The sequence below is a fragment of the Thalassospira sp. ER-Se-21-Dark genome (assembly GCF_017922435.1).
Lineage (GTDB): Bacteria > Pseudomonadota > Alphaproteobacteria > Rhodospirillales > Thalassospiraceae > Thalassospira.
The window spans coordinates 62,590-82,200 of record NZ_VDEZ01000006.1; the positions used below are offsets into that span (position 1 = coordinate 62,590).

The window sequence follows — 19,611 nt, forward strand, 5'->3', positions numbered from 1 at the left end:
TAAGTCATATGTTCTGCAAACCGAGCTGGCGCACCTTGTTGCTTTCGACCACCACCGTTCTTGCTGTTGGTGTCATCAGCCCCGATGCCCGTGCCGATATTCCCGATGAAAACTACCAACCGGTTCTGGCGCACTTGCTGGGCACCGTGATGCCACCGAAGCTTGATGACTTCCACGCGGCAACGGAAAATCTGACCAGCGAGTTCAAGGATTTCTGTTCAGATCCCGATAAAGACGGACTTGAAGACACCCAAGCGGCCTTTCACGCGGCGATGGCTATCTGGCAGGAAATCCAGCCCTGGCGCATGGGGCCGCTGGTTGCCAATGGGCGTGATCAGCATATCGAATACTGGCCAGACAAACACGGCACGGCCGCCCGGCAGTTCCGCAAGCTGATGTTTGATAAACCGGCCGCCTATACCGATCCCGAAAAGCTTTCCGGTGCAAGTGCAGCACTTCAAGGCTTCCCAGCACTTGAGGAAGTCCTGTTTGCCGATGATCACGGCGATCAGATGATTGAGGCCGATGAAGATGGCGTGTTCCTGTGTCAGTACGGCACGGCAATTGCCACCAACCTTGGTACGCTTTCGGGAGAATTGCAGGCCGAATGGCCGGAATTTGCCACAGCGATGGAAAATGCGGGACCGGACAGCATGGATTATCCCACTGCCAAGTTTGCCGCGACCGATCTGTATCGTGCCCTGCATGAAGGGCTTTTGATCATCTCAAGCCAGAAGCTTGCCCGTCCGCTTGGCGATGGGGCCGAGGACGCCAGTGCAGGCCGTGCGGAAAGCCCGATTTCAAAACGTTCCCTTCGTAATATCGAACATAACCTGATTGGTCTGTTTGCTATCTATGACGGTGCCTGGGGTGATGTCGGTGAAGAAGGCAAAGGCCTGGCCGCGTTGATTGATAACAGCCTCCTGGATCGGTCATTCAAGCTTAACTGGCAGACTGTTGGCGACACAATGGCAGAGCTCCCGCCCTCTGTTGCCGAGGTGCTGGAACAGCCGAATGGCTATGCCGTGCTAACAGACCTTAAGGGGCAGATTGATTTCCTGACTATGCTGGTTGAAAACGATGTCGGCGGCAATACCCAGCTTGGTGGTGGCTTTAACGCGCTCGACGGTGACTAGGGCCCAGACGGCAGGAGATCAAAGATGGCATATCAACGTCGCAGCTTCCTGAAACTCATGGGTGTTGGCGGGGCCTTTACCCTGTTACCGGTGGGTCTTGCCCGTGCGGCAACCACGCCAAACCCCGAAGACCGCGCAGTTTATATTTCCGCCAGTGCTGGAGATGATGGCGATTATTATGTCAGCGCGTTTAATGCTTCGGGCAAAATCCTGTTTGAGCAGCCCCTGCCCGGCCGTGGTCATGATATCGGCCTGCGCCCAAACCATGTTGATGTCGCAGCCGTCGAACGCCGTCCGGGGCTTTATGGCCTGATCCTGGATCGCCATACGGGGGATGTGCGCGCCAAACTGCATTGCCCGGAAGACCGCCGGTTTTATGGCCATGCCATCTATTCCAATGATGGCCGATATCTTTACATCACTGAAAACGACTTTGATCATGCCCGCGGCGTTGTGTCCGTCTGGGATGCTGAGGATGGCTATCGCCGGGTGGCGGAGTTCGACAGTTTTGGCACAGGCCCGCATGAATTGCATCTGATGCCGGATGGCGAGCATCTGGTGATTGCCAATGGCGGATTGCACACCCATCCCGATCAGGATGGGCGCACGCCGCTTAATATCAGCTCGATGGAACCCAACCTGTCGATCATTGATCGCCGGACTGGCAAGCTTGTTCATCAGGCAGCGCTGAAGCATGACTGGCACAAACTTTCGATCCGTCACCTTGATGTGGCATCGAATGGCACGATTGCCGCTGGCTTCCAGTATCAGGGCGATCTGACCGATCAGGTGCCGCTTGTCGGTATCTGGCAACCGGGATCAGACATCCGCCCGATTGAGGCCCCGGATACGGTTCAGTACCGCATGCGGCAATATTGCGGGTCGGTGCGGTTTGATGCATCGGGCCAGGTGTTTGGTATTTCCTGTCCGCGCGGCGGGCTTGTGACCTTCTGGGATGCGCAAACCAATGACTTCCTGACCCATATCGCCGCCCCGGATGGCTGCGGTCTTGCCGCGACGGATCGGGCCGGTGAATTTGTTGGCACCAGCGGCCTTGGCAATGGCTGGCGGATGGATGCGATTCGCCGTAAACGCGTGGAACTGCCCGACGATTCTTTGAAATCGCAGCACTGGGACAACCATTTACGCCGGATCATTGCCTGAACCAACCCGACGATAAAGCCATTCAAAACCCGCACAAACACTGCGGATTTTCCTATTTCCGCCATCTGAAAATCGCGGAAATCCGGGCATAAACGCCGCGCTTAACCAACTGTTTTTGTCGGGATATTTATATCAGAAATCCATCAACCAAAAGTTTTTCGCAAATGAGAACGATTTTCACTTGCGTCGGTGTTTTTTCTTACCTATAACGGGCCTCGACACAGCCCGCGAATGAAACCCATTCGCACTTGTCCCCAAGCGGCTTGTCTCTCAGACCTATGGGTCCTCTCTCCCCATAGGCCTCTCAAGGTGGAAAAGCGGTGGTTATCGATGCGGGAAACGATAACCGCCGCTTTCTCTTTTCGGGCCAAATTCCACGACAACACCAAGACGCAAAAACAAAAACACCCGGACGATTGATCCGGGTGATGTGTTTAATGATCGGTGCCCTATGGGCTCAAACGGTTTTGGAAAGCTTGTCGCCCGCGCTCTGAAGCACGTTTTTATAGAGATCATAGTTTTTACGTGCATCGTCCTTGGGGGCGACAATACACAGCGTGGCAGAACAGATACCGCTTTGATTATAAACCGGTGCGGCAAAGCAATGGGTGAAGGTATCCACAATGCTGTCGAACGAGAAAAAGCGTTCGTCATGCGCACGGCGGATTTCGGCGATATAGGCAGCAATATCCATTTGACGCCCGTCGGGCAGGATAAAGTCCTCAGCCGGGATCAGATCGCGGATTTCCTGATCACTCAGGTGCCCCAGCAAAAGCCGACCTGACGCCGTCCATGGAATGGCGGTCCGTTCCCCGACATCAGCAGAAATGCGAAACGGGCGGCTGCCTTCGCGCTGCAGGGCCACGGTGTATTTGTTGCCATCAAGCATACAGAACTGGGAAGTTTCCTTGGTGCTTGCGGTGATTTCATCAAGCACCCCGGCCGCCTGCCGGGTCAGGTCGAAATAATCACGATAAGCAAGGCCGAGGAAATAAACCCGCCGTCCCAGAAAGACCGAGCCATTGGCATCGGTCACTTCAAGCATGCCATGATCAATCAGCGTGCCTATCAGATCGTAAACCGTCGAGGTCGGTGCGCCCAAGGCCTGGGCGATCTCAGCAGGACGCTGAGAGGTTTTGACATCACGCAGATGGTCCAAAATATCGAACGCACGATCAATGCCGCGCGCACGTTTTCGTATCTGCTGTTCTGTCATAAACCCCTCGCTTAACGTCTTACCGTAATAGTTGCAGACTGTTATGCCTTACGAAAGGCAATGCAGTCGACCTCTACTTTGCAGTCAACAACCATTGAGGACTGCACACAGGCACGTGCCGGCGGATTTTCGCTGAAATATTCCTCGAACACACCGTTGAAGGACCAGAAATCACGGGCATCATCAAGCCAGACACCAATACGCATGATGTCAGCAGCGCTGTAACCTGCATCTTCAACGATTTTGAGCATATTCTCAATCGCGATACGGGACTGTTCAACGATGCCGTTTCCGACAACTTCGCCATCCCGCATCGGGGTTTGTCCGGACACATAAAGCCAGCCATCGGCTTCTGTGGCCTTGGCAAATGGCAGTGCCTTCTGACCGTTGCCCTTACCTTCGCCCACACCGTGTCTTTTAATGCTCATAAAATATCTCCTGGTTCTTAAAATTCAGAATTTGCAAGGAAGCCCTGCAAGCGTTCGGTTTTCGGTGCACCGAAAATTTCTTCGGGGGTACCTTCTTCGTGAATACGCCCCTGATGCATGAAAACGACCTTGGTTGAAACATCGCGCGCAAACCGCATTTCATGCGTCACGAGCAACATGGTCATGCCCTCATTCGCCAGATCACGGACCACGGCCAGCACTTCGGCGACCAGTTCCGGATCAAGCGCAGATGTCACTTCGTCAAACAGCATGATTTGCGGGTTCATCGCGATCGCGCGCGCAATCGCCACGCGCTGTTGCTGACCACCGGAAAGTTGGCCGGGATAGTGATCACGACGCTGCGCCATACCAACACGCTCCAGCCATTTTTCGGCAATAGTACGTGCTTCGTCCTTGGCCATCTTCTTGGTCTTGATCAGACCAAGCATGACGTTGCGAACAGCCGTCATGTGCGGGAACAGATTGAACTGCTGAAATGCCATACCGGTCATCGCACGCTGCCGGGCAATTTCACGTTCTGGCAGACGGCGACGCTGGCCGCCGTCCTGCTTGTAACCGATGGACTGGCCTGCCAGTTCGATTGAGCCTTGCTCGAAATCTTCGAGAAGGTTCACACAGCGCAGAAGCGTGGTCTTGCCCGAACCGGACGATCCGATCAGCGACACCACATCGCCCTGCTGCATGGTCAGGTCGATGCCCTTAAGCACTTCGACCTTGCCAAAGCTTTTGTGAAGGCCGGAAATAGTCAAAATTGGGGACATGATTGCCTCTTTATGGGATCGAGATGCGGCGTTCGACGGCACGACCAGCCTGCTCGATCACGAAGTTCAAAAGGAAATAGACAAAGCCCGCAAAGAGATAGAACTCAAGGCTGAGATAGGTGCGCGAGATGACCTGCTGGGTCGCAAGCAGAAGCTCCACCACGCCAATGATTGAAAGCAGCGTCGATGCCTTGACGATCTCGGTCGCGGTATTGACCCAGGTTGGCAGTATCTGGCGCAACGCCTGGGGCAGCAGCACATAAACAAAGGTTTGCCCGAATGTCAGACCGACCGATTTGGCAGCTTCGGTCTGGCCCGCCGGAATGGCGATCAAGGCACCCCGGACGATCTCGCCGACATGCGACGAACAAAACAGCGTCAATGCCAAAACACCGGCCTGAAACGCCGTCAGGTCAAGACCGACGACCGACAGGATATAGAAGCATGCCAAAATCAGGACAAAGACGGGGGTTCCGCGCAAGAAATCAATATAGAGGCGCACGATAAAGCGCAGCCACTTCGCGCCATAGGTCATGGCAAGACCGATAAAGACGCCAAGGACAGACCCCAGCACAACCGAGGCCACAGAGATCAGGATTGTATCACCCAAACCCGAAAGCAGGCTCAGGCGCGCGTTCCACAGTTCTGTCAGGAAAAGAGAGAAATTCATCTGATACCCCTTTAGCGCGGAACTGCAAGGCGCAGTTCAAGACGGCGCAGCAGAGCTGCGATCACATAACAGGCAACCACATAGATCATTGACGCGACCATCCATGTTTCAATCACACGGAAGCTTTCGACATTGATCTTGCGCGCATAAAAGGTCAGTTCCGGCACCGCGATGGCCGCGGCAAGGGACGTGTCCTTGAACAGCGAAATGAAGTTGTTTGAAAGTGACGGCAGGACATTTCGAAACATCACCGGAATGATGATGTTGGTCTTGATCTTGAATTCTGTCAGACCAATCGCAAGCCCGGCTTCACGCAGTCCCTTTGGCAGTGCCATCAGACCGGATCGGAAAACCTCGGCCAGATAGGCCCCGGCATAGATCGACAGCGTAAAGATAAAGGACGAGATTTTATCGAGCGCGATGCCCAGTTGCGGCAAGGCAAAATAGCAAAACAGGATCAGAACAAGGATCGGGGTATTGCGGATCGCGGAGACATAAGTCACCGCGATCCAGCGCAAGGTTCTATGACGCGAAAGCATCCCGAACGCCGCCAGAAGGCCGATCCCGCATCCAATCGCAATCGAGACGATGGCCAGAAACAGACCCAGCCCGAGCCCCTCTGCGAGGAGATCCCAGTTACGCCAGATGACGTCAAAGTTGAAATCGTAATTCACAACGGAGTTCCCGAATGCTTGCGTTGATTACTTGTACTCGACAGGGAAGCCGATTTTCGGCGTTTCGAGCTCTTCACCAAACCAGGTTTTGAAGCTTTCAGCATAGAACGGGAATTCAACACCGGTCATGCCTTCATGCAGGACGGTATTGACGAAGTTCAACCAGCGTTGATCGCCCGGTTTTACACCACAAGAATAGCTTTGCGGGTTCCAGGCATAACCGGCGTCTGTGTAGCGGTCCGGGTTCTGAACCATGAACCAGCGAAGTGCAGACTGGTCGGTCGCTGCAGCTTCGGCACGACCGGAATTAAGCGCCTGATACATCAGATCGACGCTGTCATACTGATCAACGTCTGCTTCCGGCAAGGCTGCATGCACCATTTCTTCGGCATAGACGTTTTGCAGAACCGCAACGGTAACGTTGTCACCGGCCGCTTTGAGGGCATCATAATCGGCATAGTCGCCATTCGCCATCAGCAGCAGGCCAACACCTTCGCGATAGTAAGGAATGGTGAATTCGATCTGCTGGGCACGCTCGGCGGTGACCGTCATGAACTGGCAGGCCATATCGACTTTGTCGGTGACAAGGTTCGGAATGCGCGCGTCACCCGACTGCTGGACATACTCGATCTTGTCGGGATCGCCGAACAGCGCCTTGGCGACAAGGCGGCCCATATCAACGTCAAAACCTTTGAGCTTGTTGTCTGAATCAACAAAGTGCCATGGCGGGTTGGTCGATCCGGTGCCAAGGACCAGATAACCACGATCAAGGACCTGCTGAAGTTTGCTTGTTTCCTGGGCAGATGCAGTACCGACTGCCGAAGCCGCCGTCGCGGTCATGACCGTTGCGACCGCCAGAGTTTTAAGAAATGCCATTTTTGTCTCCACTTTCAAATGAGCCACACATTCTTGGATCGTTTTTTGTTTTTCCGTTATAACGGAACATATCCCGTTATTTCGGATTTACCCTAGCAGCGGCGTTCAAGATATGTCAATTTCGTTTTGCAAAAAGCTGAGAGCGCCAACCTCAAACCAATCAGGAACCAGCATGCTCGACACCCCCTGCCTTGTGATTGACCTGCCCGTCGTTGACGAAAACATTGCGCGTTTCCAAAACCTTGCCGATGCGGCGGACCTTAAGACACGCCCGCATATCAAGACGCACAAACTGCCGTTTTTTGCCAAACGACAGATTGAGGCCGGAGCAATCGGCATCACCTGCCAGAAGATTGGCGAGGCCGAGGTTATGGTTGAGGGCGGACTCCGCGACATATTGCTGACCTTCAACGTCATCGGTGATGCCAAACTTGATCGTTTGGCGGCACTGGCGCGCAAATGCACCCTGTCAGTCACCTGTGACAATCTGACCGTTGCCAAGGGGCTATCGGCGCGCTTTGCGGATGAAGAAACCGAGTTGACCGTTCTTGTGGAATGCGACACCGGTGCCGGACGGTGTGGTGTGCAAAGCCCGACTGACGCCGCCGAACTGGCATCAAAGATCAATGAACTGCCCGGACTACGGTTTGGCGGGCTGATGACCTATCCGCCAATGGATCACGCAGACGACGTCGACAAATGGCTGAGTGATGCCAAACAACGTCTCGAGGACGCGGGTATCCCCTGCCCGGTTGTTTCGACCGGTGGCACACCAAATCTGGACGCCCTGCCCGCATTTGATCACGCAACTGAACACCGCGCCGGGACCTATATTTACAATGACCGTTCCCTGATTGCGCGCGGCGCATGTGGCGTTGAAAACTGTGCCGCGGTCGTCAAGACCACCGTGGTTTCCCGCCCGACGAAAACCCGTGCCATCATCGATGCAGGATCAAAGGCGCTGAGTTCCGACTTGCTGGGCCTGGAGGGCTTTGGGATGGTTCGCGAAGCACCGGATGCATCAATTGTCGGCCTGTCCGAAGAACACGGCATCATTGAACTTGGTGACAGCGATTGGGCCCCGGTAGTTGGTGACGTGATTTCGATTATCCCCAATCACATCTGCGTCGTGACCAACCTGTTTCCAACCGTCTGGATCAAAGACCAGAACGGCGAAATGATGGAAATGCCGGTCGCCGCACGCGGCATGCTGCGTTAATCCGCATCAGGGAGTTTTACGATGTCTGTTGATGTCATTTGCATTGGCGAAGCCATGGGCGAGATTTCATTCGACCCGACAGGAAACGCCAGCGTCAAGGTTGGCGGTGATACGTTTAATACTGCGGTCTATCTTGGTCGCCTTGGGATCAAGTGCGCCTTTGCCTCTGCGGTCGGCGAAGACCCGTTTGGTGAACAGATCCGGTCCGTGCTGAAAGACAACCACGTCAGTGATGCATTCCTGATCAGCACGGATACGGCAAATACCGGGCTTTATTCGATCACCAATCGCACGGATGGCGAACGATTTTTCCACTACTGGCGCAATCAGTCGGCCGCACGCCAAACGATTTCACTGGCAAGCCCGGCCTACCTAAAGGCACTTGAAGATGCGCCCTGGCTGTATCTTTCCGGGATCAGCTTGCATGTGCTGGAAGATGACACCACACCTCTGTTCCAGACCCTTCAGGCCCACAAAGACAAGGGTGGCAAGATTGCCTTTGATGGCAATTTCCGCCCCAAGCTTTGGTCTGGCAAGGAAGATCAGGCGCGTGAGACATACGCCCGCATCACCGCCCTTGCCGATGTCATGATGCCGACGTGTGATGATGAACAGCTTCTTTGGGGCGATGAAACGGCGCAAGACACCGTAAGCCGGATTGCCAAGCTGAGCCCTGCCCTGATTGTTGTCAAACAGGGGGAGCAAGGTTGCATGCTTTATGAAGGTGGGGAAACCCGGCATATTCCGATCCCGGAACCGATCACCCCGATTGATACGACGGCCGCCGGTGACAGCTTTAATGCAGGCTTTATGGCGAGCTTGCTTAAAGGACAGAACGGCGTGACAGCAACCCTTGCCGGACACAAGCTTGCCAGCAAGGTCATCACCCATCGCGGGGCAATCATTCCAGCCGAGATGATGGCAGACCTTTAAGCACCGAAACACACCATTATCACAGCAAAAAGCCCGGCATTACGCCGGGCTTTATTTGTTATTGCCTGTATTCTTTGTGATCTATGCCTTGCGCAAGGCGATCAACAGTCTGAGCGAATTGATTGTCACCAGAACCGTCGCCCCGGTGTCGGCCAGAACAGCAAGCCAAAGACCGGTTAGGCCGGTGATCGATGTCACCAGAAAGACCGCCTTAAGCCCCAATGCAATCGTGATGTTTTCACGGATCACCCGGCGTGCCGCACGCGAAAGCTTCACCAGATTGACCACATCACCCAGCCGGTCCTTGACCGCCACCGCATCGGCGGCCTCAAGCGCGATATCCGTACCCCCGCCAATCGCGATGCCCACATCGGCGGATTTCAATGCCGGGGCATCGTTGATGCCATCCCCGACCATCGCGACCGGACCGGACCGTTTCGGATCATCCCGCAGTTCCGCCAAGGCATTCAATTTGTCTTCGGGCATCAGTTCGGCGCGATACTCCATGCCAAGCTCTGCGGCCATGCGTTTGGCAACCCGATCCGCATCGCCCGTTAACATCACAGGTGTGATGTTAAGCCTGTTAAGTTCGCCAAGCGCGTTCTTCGCGTCACTGCGCGCCACATCGCGCAAGGCCAAGGCACCGATCACCTGCCCGTCTTTCAGGATCACGACGGAAGTGCTGCCGTCATCTTCTTGCGCGGTCAGCCAATCGCCCATCTCGCCATCTGGCATACCGTTCAGACGTTTGGCCGAACCCACCTGATACAGCGCCCCGTCAATGCGGCCTTCGACACCGGCACCGGCGATGGTTCTGGCCTGTTCGACCACTGGCAGATCAAGATTGCGGTTTTCAGCAGCCGTGACGACAGCACGCGCAAGCGGGTGCGATGTGACGGCCTCAAGGGCGGCGGCAATCGTCAGAATACCATTCTCGCCATAACCATCGGCGGTTTTGATTGCGCTTAGTTTCGGCTTGCCTTCGGTCAGCGTACCGGTTTTGTCAAACGCCATGGTGCGCACAGCCCCGATCAGCTCCAGCGCAGCCCCACCCTTGACCAGAAGACCGATCCTGGTCGCGCGTGCCAAGGCCGAGGTAACCGCCGCCGGGGTGGAGATCACCAGGGCGCAAGGGCAGCCAATCAGAAGCAGGGCCAGACCGCGATAAATCCATTCTTCCCACGCCTGCCCGAACAACAGCGGCGGGATCATGACCGTGGCGAGCGCAAGCCCCATGATAATCGGGGTGTAGATGCGGGCAAACTTGGCAACAAAGCGTTCTACAGGTGCCTTGTGCTTTTCACTTTGCTCGACCAGCTCAATCACTCGGTCCAGCATGGTTTGACCCGCCGCACGGGTTACGCGAATGCGGACCGGGCTGTCGGTAACAATCGCACCGGCAAAAACATCTGTGCCGACGTCGCTATAGACCGGGACCGACTCACCCGTCAGGTGGCTGTTGTCAATCTCGGCCACACCACTTTCAATCACGCCATCGGATGGCACCCGTTCGCCCGGGCGGACTTCGATGATGTCATCAACAACCAGATCACGCGGCGTCACGGTCTCAAAACCCGCATCGACGACACGCCGTGCCTGCTCCGGGGCAAGCTTCATCAGCGCCTTAACGCCGCTTCTGGCCCGTCCGGCAGCCACACCTTCAAGTCGCTCGCCAATGGCAAACAGCAAGACTACCATCCCGGCCTCAAGGCTTTCACCAATCGCCACAGCCCCGATGACGGCAACCGACATCAGAAGTTCGATCGAGAAGATCGCCCCGCTTTGCGCCAACCGCGCAGCCTTTTTCATCACAGGCAGCGCTGCCAAAAGGGACGCCACAGACATGGCGTATGGCAACGTCACCGGGAAAATCGCAGCAATCAGCCCGCCGAGTGCAAGGCAAGTGGCGGCAAAGGCGATTTCGTCATTTTCCGACGACCATGGCGCAAAGCGGCGCAGAAGGCTTTGTTTGGGTGCATTTTGCATATCATCAGCAGGATTCACTGCCGCGTCATCGGCAGTACTCGAACCGCAACTGCTGCTCGCACAACAAGACGATTCGTTTGCCTTTGCAGCCGCCGGGGCATTCTTTTCCTGCGCCGGATATCCAAGCTTATTGAGCGTTTTGGTGATGTCTGCACGGGTTTCAGCGTGGGCTTCATCAATGCCAAGCGTCACGGTTTCGCGCATCATCGATACATCGATACATGAAACCCCCTCAAACTTGCCAAGGGCGGTTTCGATCTTGGCAACACATGACCCGCAATCCATGCCAGTGACATGCCATTGGTAATGAACAATGTCCGTTTCATGGTTCTTGAGGATTTCCTGAAAGATGGAGGCATCATCTCCTTCGAGTGGCAGCGGGGTAGAAATGCCTTGACCGTCATCGGAAAAACTTTGATGTGGTATTGCCTTAGCAAGCGCATTGACTAACGCTTCCCGGCATTGAGCACAGGAACCTACCGTCGGCATATCCGCCCATTTCGCGATGAAAGACATCCACAATCCCAAACAATCAAATTTCTATTCATATGTTAAGGTAAACGTATTTTGCAGGGTTGTCTCTGTCAAGAACATTCAAACAGGAATTTGAATGTTCTTGCTTCCAAACATCATGTATTGAGGTCGTCAGGCATAGTCGTGGCGTGCCATCCATGCCTTCAGGTCTTCGGATATTGCGGCCTGTATATCACGATCACTCTCAGAGCGCCCGATATGCGCGGCATCACTCTTGACAAGCTGCGAATTGAATTCATTGGAAACATTGAGAAATTCGGCAAGCGTTTCCAGAGTTTTTTCTGGTTGCTCCACCAAATCCTCCATCCGCACCGTCAAGGTCAAATGCTCAGGCAAAGCCTCAATCAGCTTTTCAGCTGCCAGCAAGTTGGAACAGATATACTGCTCAGCTAATTTGACATCATTTGGGAACCAGACTTGCTTTACATAGGAGCTGATCGTATCGGCCGGTGACCGGATCATGTTGACAAACCGCATTTCCGGGAACAGTTCGGCAAGGAAATCTACCGCCAGAGAGTTCGATGGCGTATCATCGACCCAGCGCAGTTGCGATATAGTGCCGTAAAGATCGCACAGGAAGTCCCGGGCAATATCCAACAATTCTGCTCGCTCAAACTGCTTCGTCACAAAAAACGGTTTCAGCAGTCCATCGGTATCAACAATCCCGTTCTGATCGATATGCACAGCCAGTTTTTTGACGAGCTCGTTCACGCACTTGTCATAGTTGTTAATCCCAAAGCCCTGCGCTATCGCGTGGACGGACCCACTTGCCTGAGGATTTTGTCGTTGCACATACTCAAACGCCTGATGAAATGATGCACCATGCTCGTTCATACGGTTTTGCACCTGCTGGTTTAACGCTACGTCGCGAAAAGCCAGATTACGAAGCTTTTGGGCCCGCGCGTAAAAATGCAGAATTGCGAAATGACGCCTCATCAAATCGGGTATGCCGGACAGGTCACGTATCAGATCGCGCAATCCCGCACGTTCGACAATGAGCTTGTTCTCGTGGACAGGCAGATGAAATGCGGGATGCGACCCGACTAAATCCCCCATGAGCGAGGTACCACTTCTACCGCTACCACCAACGAAAACAGGCAACGACAATTGACTTTGGCTCATAATTTTCCTGCATGCTTGTTTTGAGATGGCGCGAGACAAGAGTCATAGCACCCTCAATCATGTGTGACATGGGCAAAGGTATCGCGTACTACCCGCGAAATATGATCATCATCAATCTGATAAAGGATATGTCGCCCTCTACGCTCGGACGCGAGAATACGTTGGTCGCGCAAATGTCGCAAATGATGACTGCAAAGTGATTGCGACATATTCGTTGCCGCTGCCAATTCCGAAACAGTCTGGGGCTTTTCCATGCAGCGCAAAACAAGCTGAAGCCGCCCGGCATCCCCCAATAGGGAAAAGATTTTCGCTGCCGCCTCGACATCAGGCAAAGCCAAATTCGCGCCAACGGCCCGTGATGCATCGCGGGTGACGGCCTCGCCCTGTTCCGTGCTCAGACCAAGGCGGGCAGCCGCATCACATTCCTGGCAATCATCAGCATCGGTTGCGGGAACAGGCGTGCGAGGTTTTGTTTTGCTCTCTGACATGGCGACTATTTTCCACGCCTGCCCGCACAAGGCAAGCGACACATAAAAATTCGCGCAAATCGCCGTCGCTTTCGGCAGGCCAGAAACAAACCTGATTGACTCATTTCGATAATTTATTCATGTTTTACATGAATTTTATAGCTTGATTCGGAATTCCCCTATTCAGGAGCCCCACAGATGCCCTCCACCCAACACACTGATACGCTTAAGAATGTGCGCGCCATCAGCACCCTTCTTTACTGGGTCTGCGCGATTGCCATCATTTTTCAGATCCTGGTCGTGCCACTGGTCTGGTATGCGCCGGGCTGGGTCGAAGCCAGCACCAGTCAAATGACCGTCAGCCTTGCCGATCTGCACGCGCTCTCGGGTTGGCAGAAATACGTCACCATGGCGGTGATGATGATCCCGTCACTTGTTTTGGCCTATGGCCTGTATCGCTTGCGCAAGATGTTTGGTGCCTTCGCTCATAACGCCATTTTCCAGCCTGAACCTATCAGGCACCTCAAGGCATTTGGTATTGCCCTTCTGGCGCAAACCCTGATCAAACCGCTAACCGGTGCTGCCACCTCTGTCCTTGCGACTTTCCATCGCCCGGCAGGAGAACGGGTTCTGTCGATCGGGCTCAGTAATGCCGAGGCCAGCACGCTGTTTCTGGGCGGGCTGATCATTGTCATTGCCTGGGTACTGGGCGAAGCCGCCCGCATTGATGACGAAAACCGGAGTTTCGTCTAATGGGCATTATCGTTCGGCTGGACGTCATGCTGGCCACCCGCAAGATGAAGTCAAAGGACCTCGCCGCCCGGATCGGGATTAGCGAACAGAACCTGTCGCTTCTGAAGTCCGGCAAAGTGCGCGGTGTGCGATTTGAAACGCTATCGGCCATTTGCAAGGAGCTCGATTGCCAACCCGGTGATCTTTTGGAATATGAAACCGACAGCTAGGAACACATGCCGGAGGCGATCAGTTGCCTCCGGCCTTCCTAAATCCACGCTCGAATTATCCCGCCATGACTGATCTATCGCCTGCTTTGACAACGTAAGTCAGATACCGTTCTCAAAATCAGGATTTCCAGTGACTTACGAATTAACCATTCTGGTTCTCAATGCGCTTCTGTGCCTGGCTTTCCCATGGGCCTATAATTATGCCTATGCCAAGCAGCCCGGTGTCGGAGGCAAGCGCCTGATGGGCAACCGTGATTCCCTGCCCGAACGCACCGGGATGGCCGCACGCGGGGCACGTGCCCACCAGAACCATCTGGAAAACATTATTCCCTTTGCGATTATCGTTCTCACTGCACATGTCATCGGTATGTCCAATAGTGTTACCGTTGCGTGTGCTGCCATATTCCTTGCGGCGCGCATTACGCATGCAGGTTTCTATCTTGCCGGTATCACGCGCGTTCCGGGGATCAATGGCGTGCGCTCGATTGCTTATTTCGTCAGCCTGTTTTCGATGCTGGTTTACGCGTCCCAACTGTTTTTGGCCTAGGTCTCCGCAATAATCACATCCGCAATTGATCGCGTGCTTGCCGGGCGCTGTGAGTTTTGCCTTAATGAACGCCAATAATGCCGTGCACAAAGCAGTGGCAACAGGGAATGCTTCAGGAAAGGACGTTTTACATGACGCAGAAAGTCGCACTGGTAACCGGGGCCGCACGCGGGATCGGGCTTGCCACAACCAAACTGTTTATCGATCAGGGCTGGAAAGTCGCCATGATTGATCGCGACGGACCGGAACTGGATGCTGCGTCAAAAACCGTTTCGGATGCGGCCTCGGCCTTTGAGTATGACGTCTCAGACCCCGCACAGGTTGACCAGATGGTCGATGCCGTGCTTTCGGCCTTTGGTCGGTTAGATGCTGTCGTCAACAATGCCGGTGTTGCCGACTTCCTGCCGGTCGAGGAAACCAGCTTCGCTACCTGGCGCCGGATCATGGAAACCAACCTTGATGGGGTGTTCCTTGTTTCGCAGGCGACCATACCAGCACTCAAGGAAACCAAAGGGGCGATTGTGAATATCGGCTCGATCTCGGGCCTTCGGGCATCGACGCTCCGTGTGGCCTATGGCACTTCAAAGGCAGCCGTCATTCACATGACCAAACAGCAGGCGGCCGAACTTGGCGAATATGGCATCCGCGCCAACTGCGTCTGCCCGGGCCCGGTCAAAACCAAACTTGCCATGGCAGTGCATTCGCCCGAAATTATCTCAGCCTATCTCGACGCCATGCCGCTGGGCCGCTATGGCACAGAAAATGAAATTGCCGAAGTGATCCACTTCCTGTGCTCAGACAAGGCAAGCTTCGTCACCGGCCAGATCGTTGCCGCCGATGGCGGGTTCGAAACCACCGGCGTTGGCCTACCCGCCCTTCGCAGAGAGTAAAGGCCGCAATACCATGCGCCCGCTTCGCCTGATCATTGCATTGACCGCCATATTGGTACTGTCGTCCTGCCTGACCTTCAACTGGCAGCGCAGCGTGCAACAGGCATTGTCAAATGCATGTAATTCAACTGGCGACTGCGGGTCGGAAGGGCCAGGTTCGAACTAGACCAAAAGCAAAACGGCGCGCCCATTGGACGCGCCGTTTGTAGGTTCCGGTATCGGAAAACCTATTCCCACTCAATCGTTCCCGGGGGCTTCGAAGTGAAGTCATAGGTGACACGGTTAATGCCGTTAACTTCGTTGATGATCCGGTTGGCGATGCGGCCAAGCAGTTCCGGCGGGAACGGGAAGAAGTCGGCCGTCATGCCGTCGGTTGAGGTCACCGCACGCAAGGCGCACGCATAATCATATGTACGACCATCACCCATGACGCCGACGGTACGGACTGGCAGCAGGACGGCAAACGCCTGCCAGATGGCGTCATAGAGGCCGGCATTGCGGATTTCTTCGAGATAGATCGCATCAGCCTTGCGGAGCACATCGAGTTTTTCACGCGTGATCGGCTGGCCCGGGATACGGATCGCAAGGCCCGGTCCAGGGAACGGGTGACGACCGACAAAGCTGTCAGGCAGGCCAAGTTCACGCCCCAAATCACGGACTTCGTCCTTGAACAGTTCACGAAGCGGCTCGACCAGCTTCATGTTCATGCGTTCCGGAAGGCCGCCAACGTTGTGGTGTGATTTGATGGTGACCGACGGACCACCGGTGAAGGACACACTTTCGATCACGTCGGGATACAGCGTTCCCTGTGCCAGGAAGTCTGCACCACCGATTTTTTTGGCTTCTTCTTCGAATACTTCGATGAACAGACGGCCAATGGTTTTGCGTTTTACTTCCGGGTCGGTTTCGCCTTCGATGGCACCGATGAAAGTGTCAGACGCATCAACATGCACAAGCGGAATGTTGTAGTGATCGCGGAACAGGGTGACGACCTGATCGGCCTCGCCCGAACGCATGAAACCATGATCCACAAACACGCAGGTCAGCTGATCGCCAATCGCTTCGTGGATCAGAACCGCGGTAACGGAGCTGTCAACACCACCCGAAAGACCACAGATGACCTTACCATCGCCGACCTGTTTGCGGATTTTGTCGATCGCATCGTCTTTGTAGGCATTCATGGTCCAGTCGCCGGAACACCCGGCAACACCATGGGTGAAGTTCTTGAGAAGCTGCGCACCATGCGGGGTATGCACCACTTCCGGGTGGAACTGCACGGCATAGAATTTCTTGTCGTCATTGGCGATGGCGGCAAACGGTGCGCCTTCGGATTTACCAACAACGCGGAAACCATCGGGCAGCGCATCAACGCGGTCGCCGTGGCTCATCCAGACCTGTTCGCGGGCACCCTCGGCCCAGACACCTTTGAAAAGATCGCAATCCTCGATCACATCGACAAAAGCACGACCGAATTCACGATGGTCAGAGGTCGCAACCTTGCCGCCCAGCTGATTGACCATGGTCTGCTGACCGTAGCAGATGCCCAGAACCGGCACGCCGAGCTCAAACACCTTTGCCGGTGCCGAGGGGGCCTTGTCCCAATGGACAGATGCCGGACCGCCCGAAAGGATCACAGCCTTGGGGGCATATTCATCCAGGAACGCGTCCGAGATGTTGTTAAAAGGATGGATCTCGCTATAGACACCGCTTTCGCGCACGCGACGTGCAATCAGCTGGGTGACCTGGGATCCGAAATCAATAATCAGCACGCGATCAGTCATCGGGCCGTATCTCCGTCGAAGATTGGGTTGCGCCGTACATACGCCAAACCATCGTGATGGGCAACCCGGCGCAGATGGTCCCCCAACGATGCATTCAAAAAACTTGTCTTGTTGTTACGGGTGTCGCGGTGCAATTGCGGCGGATTTGCGCGCAGAGCACCCCGAAAACCCCACAATTGGTCCCTTTTTTCCGCGCAATGGGCGCGCAGTATCTGAGCTAACGGAACGCGGGAAACACCGCGTCCAAGCACGAGCATCAAACGATTAATCAACGCAAGGGACACATGATCATGAGCACTTCCACCGGTAGCAAAATCGCCATGGCCGTCGCGGGCCTTATTCTGATTGCCGGCACGGCAACCGCAATCGCCATGACCCAGAAAGACAGTGGCACCACCCTGCCCCTCATCGGTGCTGAGGAAACCGCACCTGCGCAAAATGGCAAAGACCTGATCCCCGATAGCGCCGAAGAAATCGTTCCGGGCATGAAGAACCTTGAGAACGGCGACGCATCCAAGGGAAGCGACGGTGGCGCGACCGGCACCGGCACCATCTTTGACGAGCCGGTACAGACCACCGAGTAACGCATAAGCGCGTTGACAGTTAAACAAAATTGGCCCTGCGAGCATCACTCGCAGGGCCTTTTGATTTGCAGGCAGAACAAGGGCGGTGTGAGGCTGGGACTGGGTTCCATATGCCATTACCGCCAGTGTCATTACTTTACCTTGCCTTTTGCAGTGCGTTCGAACACCGCAACAAAGAAACCATCCGTGCCATGGACGTTTGGCGACAAACGCAGCCACGGCTTGTCCTTGCCACCCGGTACAGGCACTGATTTTGGTGCATCCGGCCAGATTTCATTAACCGGCACCGGTTTGAAATCCTTGCGATCGCGCATGAAGGTTTCGATCAGACGTTCGTTTTCCTCGGGCATGATTGAGCAGGTCGCATAAATCAGGCGCCCGCCCTTGGTGACCTTGGCGGCACCGGCCTTAAGGATTTTGCTTTGTTCAGCCATCAGACCGCGCAGGTCACGCTGACCAATGCGCCAGCGCAGTGCCGGGTTACGACGCAGCGTCCCAAGGCCCGAGCACGGCACATCAAGCAACACCCGATCAAAGAAGCCCGACTTGTTACGAAGCCAGCTGTCACGTTCATCGGCAATGATGCGCTGTTGAATGCAATCCCCGGCCCCGGCACGACGTGCACGTTTGCGCGCATTGTCCAAACGACCGCCATGGGTGTCACAGGCAAGAATACGGCCCTTGCCGCGCATATCCGCTGCAAGACCAAGCGTCTTGCCGCCACCGCCTGCACACATATCCAAAATCGTCATGCCCGGCTTGGCGTCGACCAGATGCACGCAAATCTGCGATGCTTCATCCTGGATTTCGATCAGGCCGTCTTTATAGGCGGCCGTGACCAGCATGTTCAAACCAAGTGGCAAACGAAGGCCATTGGGTGCATAGGGCGTGCGTTCGATATCCTTGATACCATCAGCCTTCAATGACTTGATCGCATCTTCGACAGTACCGCGGAGACGGTTCACACGCAGATCAAGTTTGGCCGGCTGGTTATACGCCGCCATTTCGGCGGCAAGGTTTTCGTGATGCAGCTTCATCAGTTCGGTATAAAGCCATTTCGGCAATTCGGCCTTTACCGCACCGGGCTGCGCATCATGATCAAGTGTTTTGCCAGAAAGCTTGTTGATCAGATGCTTTTCATTCGGGCGCAAAATATCGGGGCAGAATTGTTCGCCACAGAAACGGTCTTCGATGTCGCTGGTTGTTAAACCGTCATGCAACACCAGATCGGCGATCATGCGCGCACGACCGTCCTGGAACTGATAATCGCATTCCGCCAGCCACCAGCCCAGACGCGCCTGATGACGGATCAGGTTATAGAAACGTTCGCTGATTTCACGACGATCCCCGCCGCCGATATACCGGCGTGATCCGAAATAGCCTGACACAACGCGGTCAGCGTCATCTCGGTTATGGGTCCAGCCATCGTAAAGTTCGATAACGGCTGCTATGCGGGCACCGGGTTTCAAAGCGTAAAATCCAACCTGTTTGCGGGTGAAAGACTGCTTCGCATATGGGAAGCCCCCAACACCTTACGATAAAAAAGCTGATGACGGCAGGAAGGCCTGCCGTCATCGAAATTTGAATGCGCCTCATATCATGGCAAGGACCATTCGCCAACAGCGTCAAACGCAAGGCTG

Annotated in this window: 20 protein-coding genes; 9 read left to right on the forward strand and 11 right to left on the reverse strand. The window is 54.9% G+C overall.

Going from position 1 to position 19,611, the window contains the following annotated elements; all coding sequences use genetic code 11:
• Positions 1–8 precede the first annotated feature (8 nt).
• A complete protein-coding gene (locus FHI25_RS18745; RefSeq protein ID WP_210520386.1) occupies positions 9–1,136 on the forward strand; it encodes an imelysin family protein in 1,128 nt (375 codons plus the stop codon).
• 24 nt (positions 1,137–1,160) lie between these two features.
• Positions 1,161–2,300: a DUF1513 domain-containing protein gene (locus tag FHI25_RS18750; RefSeq protein WP_210520388.1), complete on the forward strand. Its 1,140-nt coding sequence runs from the start codon at positions 1,161–1,163 to the stop codon at positions 2,298–2,300.
• Between the two features lie 457 nt (positions 2,301–2,757).
• On the opposite strand, the gene FHI25_RS18755 is transcribed toward FHI25_RS18750, so the two are convergent.
• From FHI25_RS18755 to FHI25_RS18780, 6 genes are read right to left on the reverse strand one after another with little or no spacing between them, the layout of a single operon-like run.
• A complete protein-coding gene (locus FHI25_RS18755) occupies positions 2,758–3,516 on the reverse strand; it encodes an IclR family transcriptional regulator (RefSeq protein ID WP_210520389.1) in 759 nt (252 codons plus the stop codon).
• 41 nt (positions 3,517–3,557) lie between these two features.
• On the reverse strand, positions 3,558–3,944 hold the full coding sequence (locus tag FHI25_RS18760; protein WP_210520392.1) for a RidA family protein: 387 nt from the start codon (positions 3,942–3,944) through the stop codon (positions 3,558–3,560).
• Between the two features lie 17 nt (positions 3,945–3,961).
• Complete coding sequence (locus FHI25_RS18765) at positions 3,962–4,726, reverse strand: amino acid ABC transporter ATP-binding protein (RefSeq protein ID WP_246879222.1); 765 nt, start codon at positions 4,724–4,726, stop codon at positions 3,962–3,964.
• 10 nt (positions 4,727–4,736) lie between these two features.
• Positions 4,737–5,396, reverse strand: a complete 660-nt coding sequence (locus FHI25_RS18770; RefSeq protein WP_210520394.1) for an amino acid ABC transporter permease — start codon at positions 5,394–5,396, stop codon at positions 4,737–4,739.
• A gap of 11 nt (positions 5,397–5,407) precedes the next feature.
• Positions 5,408–6,070, reverse strand: coding sequence for an amino acid ABC transporter permease (locus FHI25_RS18775; protein WP_210520396.1), 663 nt, complete (start codon positions 6,068–6,070; stop codon positions 5,408–5,410).
• A 27-nt stretch (positions 6,071–6,097) separates the two neighbouring features.
• On the reverse strand, positions 6,098–6,946 hold the full coding sequence (locus FHI25_RS18780) for a transporter substrate-binding domain-containing protein (RefSeq protein WP_210520398.1): 849 nt from the start codon (positions 6,944–6,946) through the stop codon (positions 6,098–6,100).
• Between the two features lie 172 nt (positions 6,947–7,118).
• Between FHI25_RS18780 and FHI25_RS18785 the strand changes: the two genes are divergently transcribed.
• Positions 7,119–8,165: a D-TA family PLP-dependent enzyme gene (locus FHI25_RS18785; RefSeq protein WP_210520400.1), complete on the forward strand. Its 1,047-nt coding sequence runs from the start codon at positions 7,119–7,121 to the stop codon at positions 8,163–8,165.
• 21 nt (positions 8,166–8,186) lie between these two features.
• The gene (locus FHI25_RS18790; protein ID WP_210520402.1) at positions 8,187–9,098 is read left to right on the forward strand and encodes a sugar kinase; all 912 of its coding nucleotides are present in this window, start codon (positions 8,187–8,189) and stop codon (positions 9,096–9,098) included.
• 81 nt (positions 9,099–9,179) lie between these two features.
• Here the strand turns inward: FHI25_RS18790 and FHI25_RS18795 are convergent, their stop codons facing one another.
• The 3 genes from FHI25_RS18795 to FHI25_RS18805 all read right to left on the reverse strand — a co-directional run bounded on the left by FHI25_RS18795 (position 9,180) and on the right by FHI25_RS18805 (position 13,228).
• Entirely contained in the window at positions 9,180–11,600 is a 2,421-nt protein-coding gene (locus FHI25_RS18795; RefSeq protein WP_210520404.1) for a heavy metal translocating P-type ATPase, read from the reverse strand.
• A gap of 129 nt (positions 11,601–11,729) precedes the next feature.
• A complete protein-coding gene (locus FHI25_RS18800; RefSeq protein WP_210520406.1) occupies positions 11,730–12,740 on the reverse strand; it encodes a sulfotransferase in 1,011 nt (336 codons plus the stop codon).
• A 53-nt stretch (positions 12,741–12,793) separates the two neighbouring features.
• The gene (locus FHI25_RS18805) at positions 12,794–13,228 is read right to left on the reverse strand and encodes a metalloregulator ArsR/SmtB family transcription factor (RefSeq protein WP_210520408.1); all 435 of its coding nucleotides are present in this window, start codon (positions 13,226–13,228) and stop codon (positions 12,794–12,796) included.
• A gap of 177 nt (positions 13,229–13,405) precedes the next feature.
• Between FHI25_RS18805 and FHI25_RS18810 the strand changes: the two genes are divergently transcribed.
• From FHI25_RS18810 to FHI25_RS18825, 4 genes are all read left to right on the forward strand, one after another.
• Complete coding sequence (locus tag FHI25_RS18810; protein WP_210520409.1) at positions 13,406–13,960, forward strand: DUF2975 domain-containing protein; 555 nt, start codon at positions 13,406–13,408, stop codon at positions 13,958–13,960.
• Complete coding sequence (locus FHI25_RS18815; protein ID WP_210520411.1) at positions 13,960–14,169, forward strand: helix-turn-helix transcriptional regulator; 210 nt, start codon at positions 13,960–13,962, stop codon at positions 14,167–14,169. Before FHI25_RS18810 ends, FHI25_RS18815 begins: the two co-directional genes overlap by 1 nt.
• Before the next feature lie 130 nt (positions 14,170–14,299).
• Positions 14,300–14,716, forward strand: coding sequence for an MAPEG family protein (locus tag FHI25_RS18820; RefSeq protein ID WP_210520413.1), 417 nt, complete (start codon positions 14,300–14,302; stop codon positions 14,714–14,716).
• Between the two features lie 131 nt (positions 14,717–14,847).
• Positions 14,848–15,606, forward strand: a complete 759-nt coding sequence (locus FHI25_RS18825; RefSeq protein WP_210520420.1) for an SDR family oxidoreductase — start codon at positions 14,848–14,850, stop codon at positions 15,604–15,606.
• A 227-nt stretch (positions 15,607–15,833) separates the two neighbouring features.
• Here FHI25_RS18825 and guaA read toward each other — a convergent pair whose 3' ends face one another.
• Positions 15,834–17,387 carry a glutamine-hydrolyzing GMP synthase gene (guaA, locus tag FHI25_RS18830; RefSeq protein ID WP_063090262.1) on the reverse strand — a complete coding sequence of 518 codons (1,554 nt, stop codon included), beginning with the start codon at positions 17,385–17,387 and terminating at the stop codon, positions 15,834–15,836.
• Positions 17,388–17,677: 290 nt separating this feature from the next.
• Here guaA and FHI25_RS18835 point away from each other — a divergent pair, with 290 nt between their 5' ends.
• Positions 17,678–17,971, forward strand: a complete 294-nt coding sequence (locus FHI25_RS18835; protein ID WP_210520423.1) for a hypothetical protein — start codon at positions 17,678–17,680, stop codon at positions 17,969–17,971.
• A gap of 131 nt (positions 17,972–18,102) precedes the next feature.
• Here the strand turns inward: FHI25_RS18835 and FHI25_RS18840 are convergent, their stop codons facing one another.
• Complete coding sequence (locus tag FHI25_RS18840) at positions 18,103–19,440, reverse strand: RsmB/NOP family class I SAM-dependent RNA methyltransferase (RefSeq protein WP_008892167.1); 1,338 nt, start codon at positions 19,438–19,440, stop codon at positions 18,103–18,105.
• Positions 19,441–19,611: the final 171 nt, after the last annotated feature.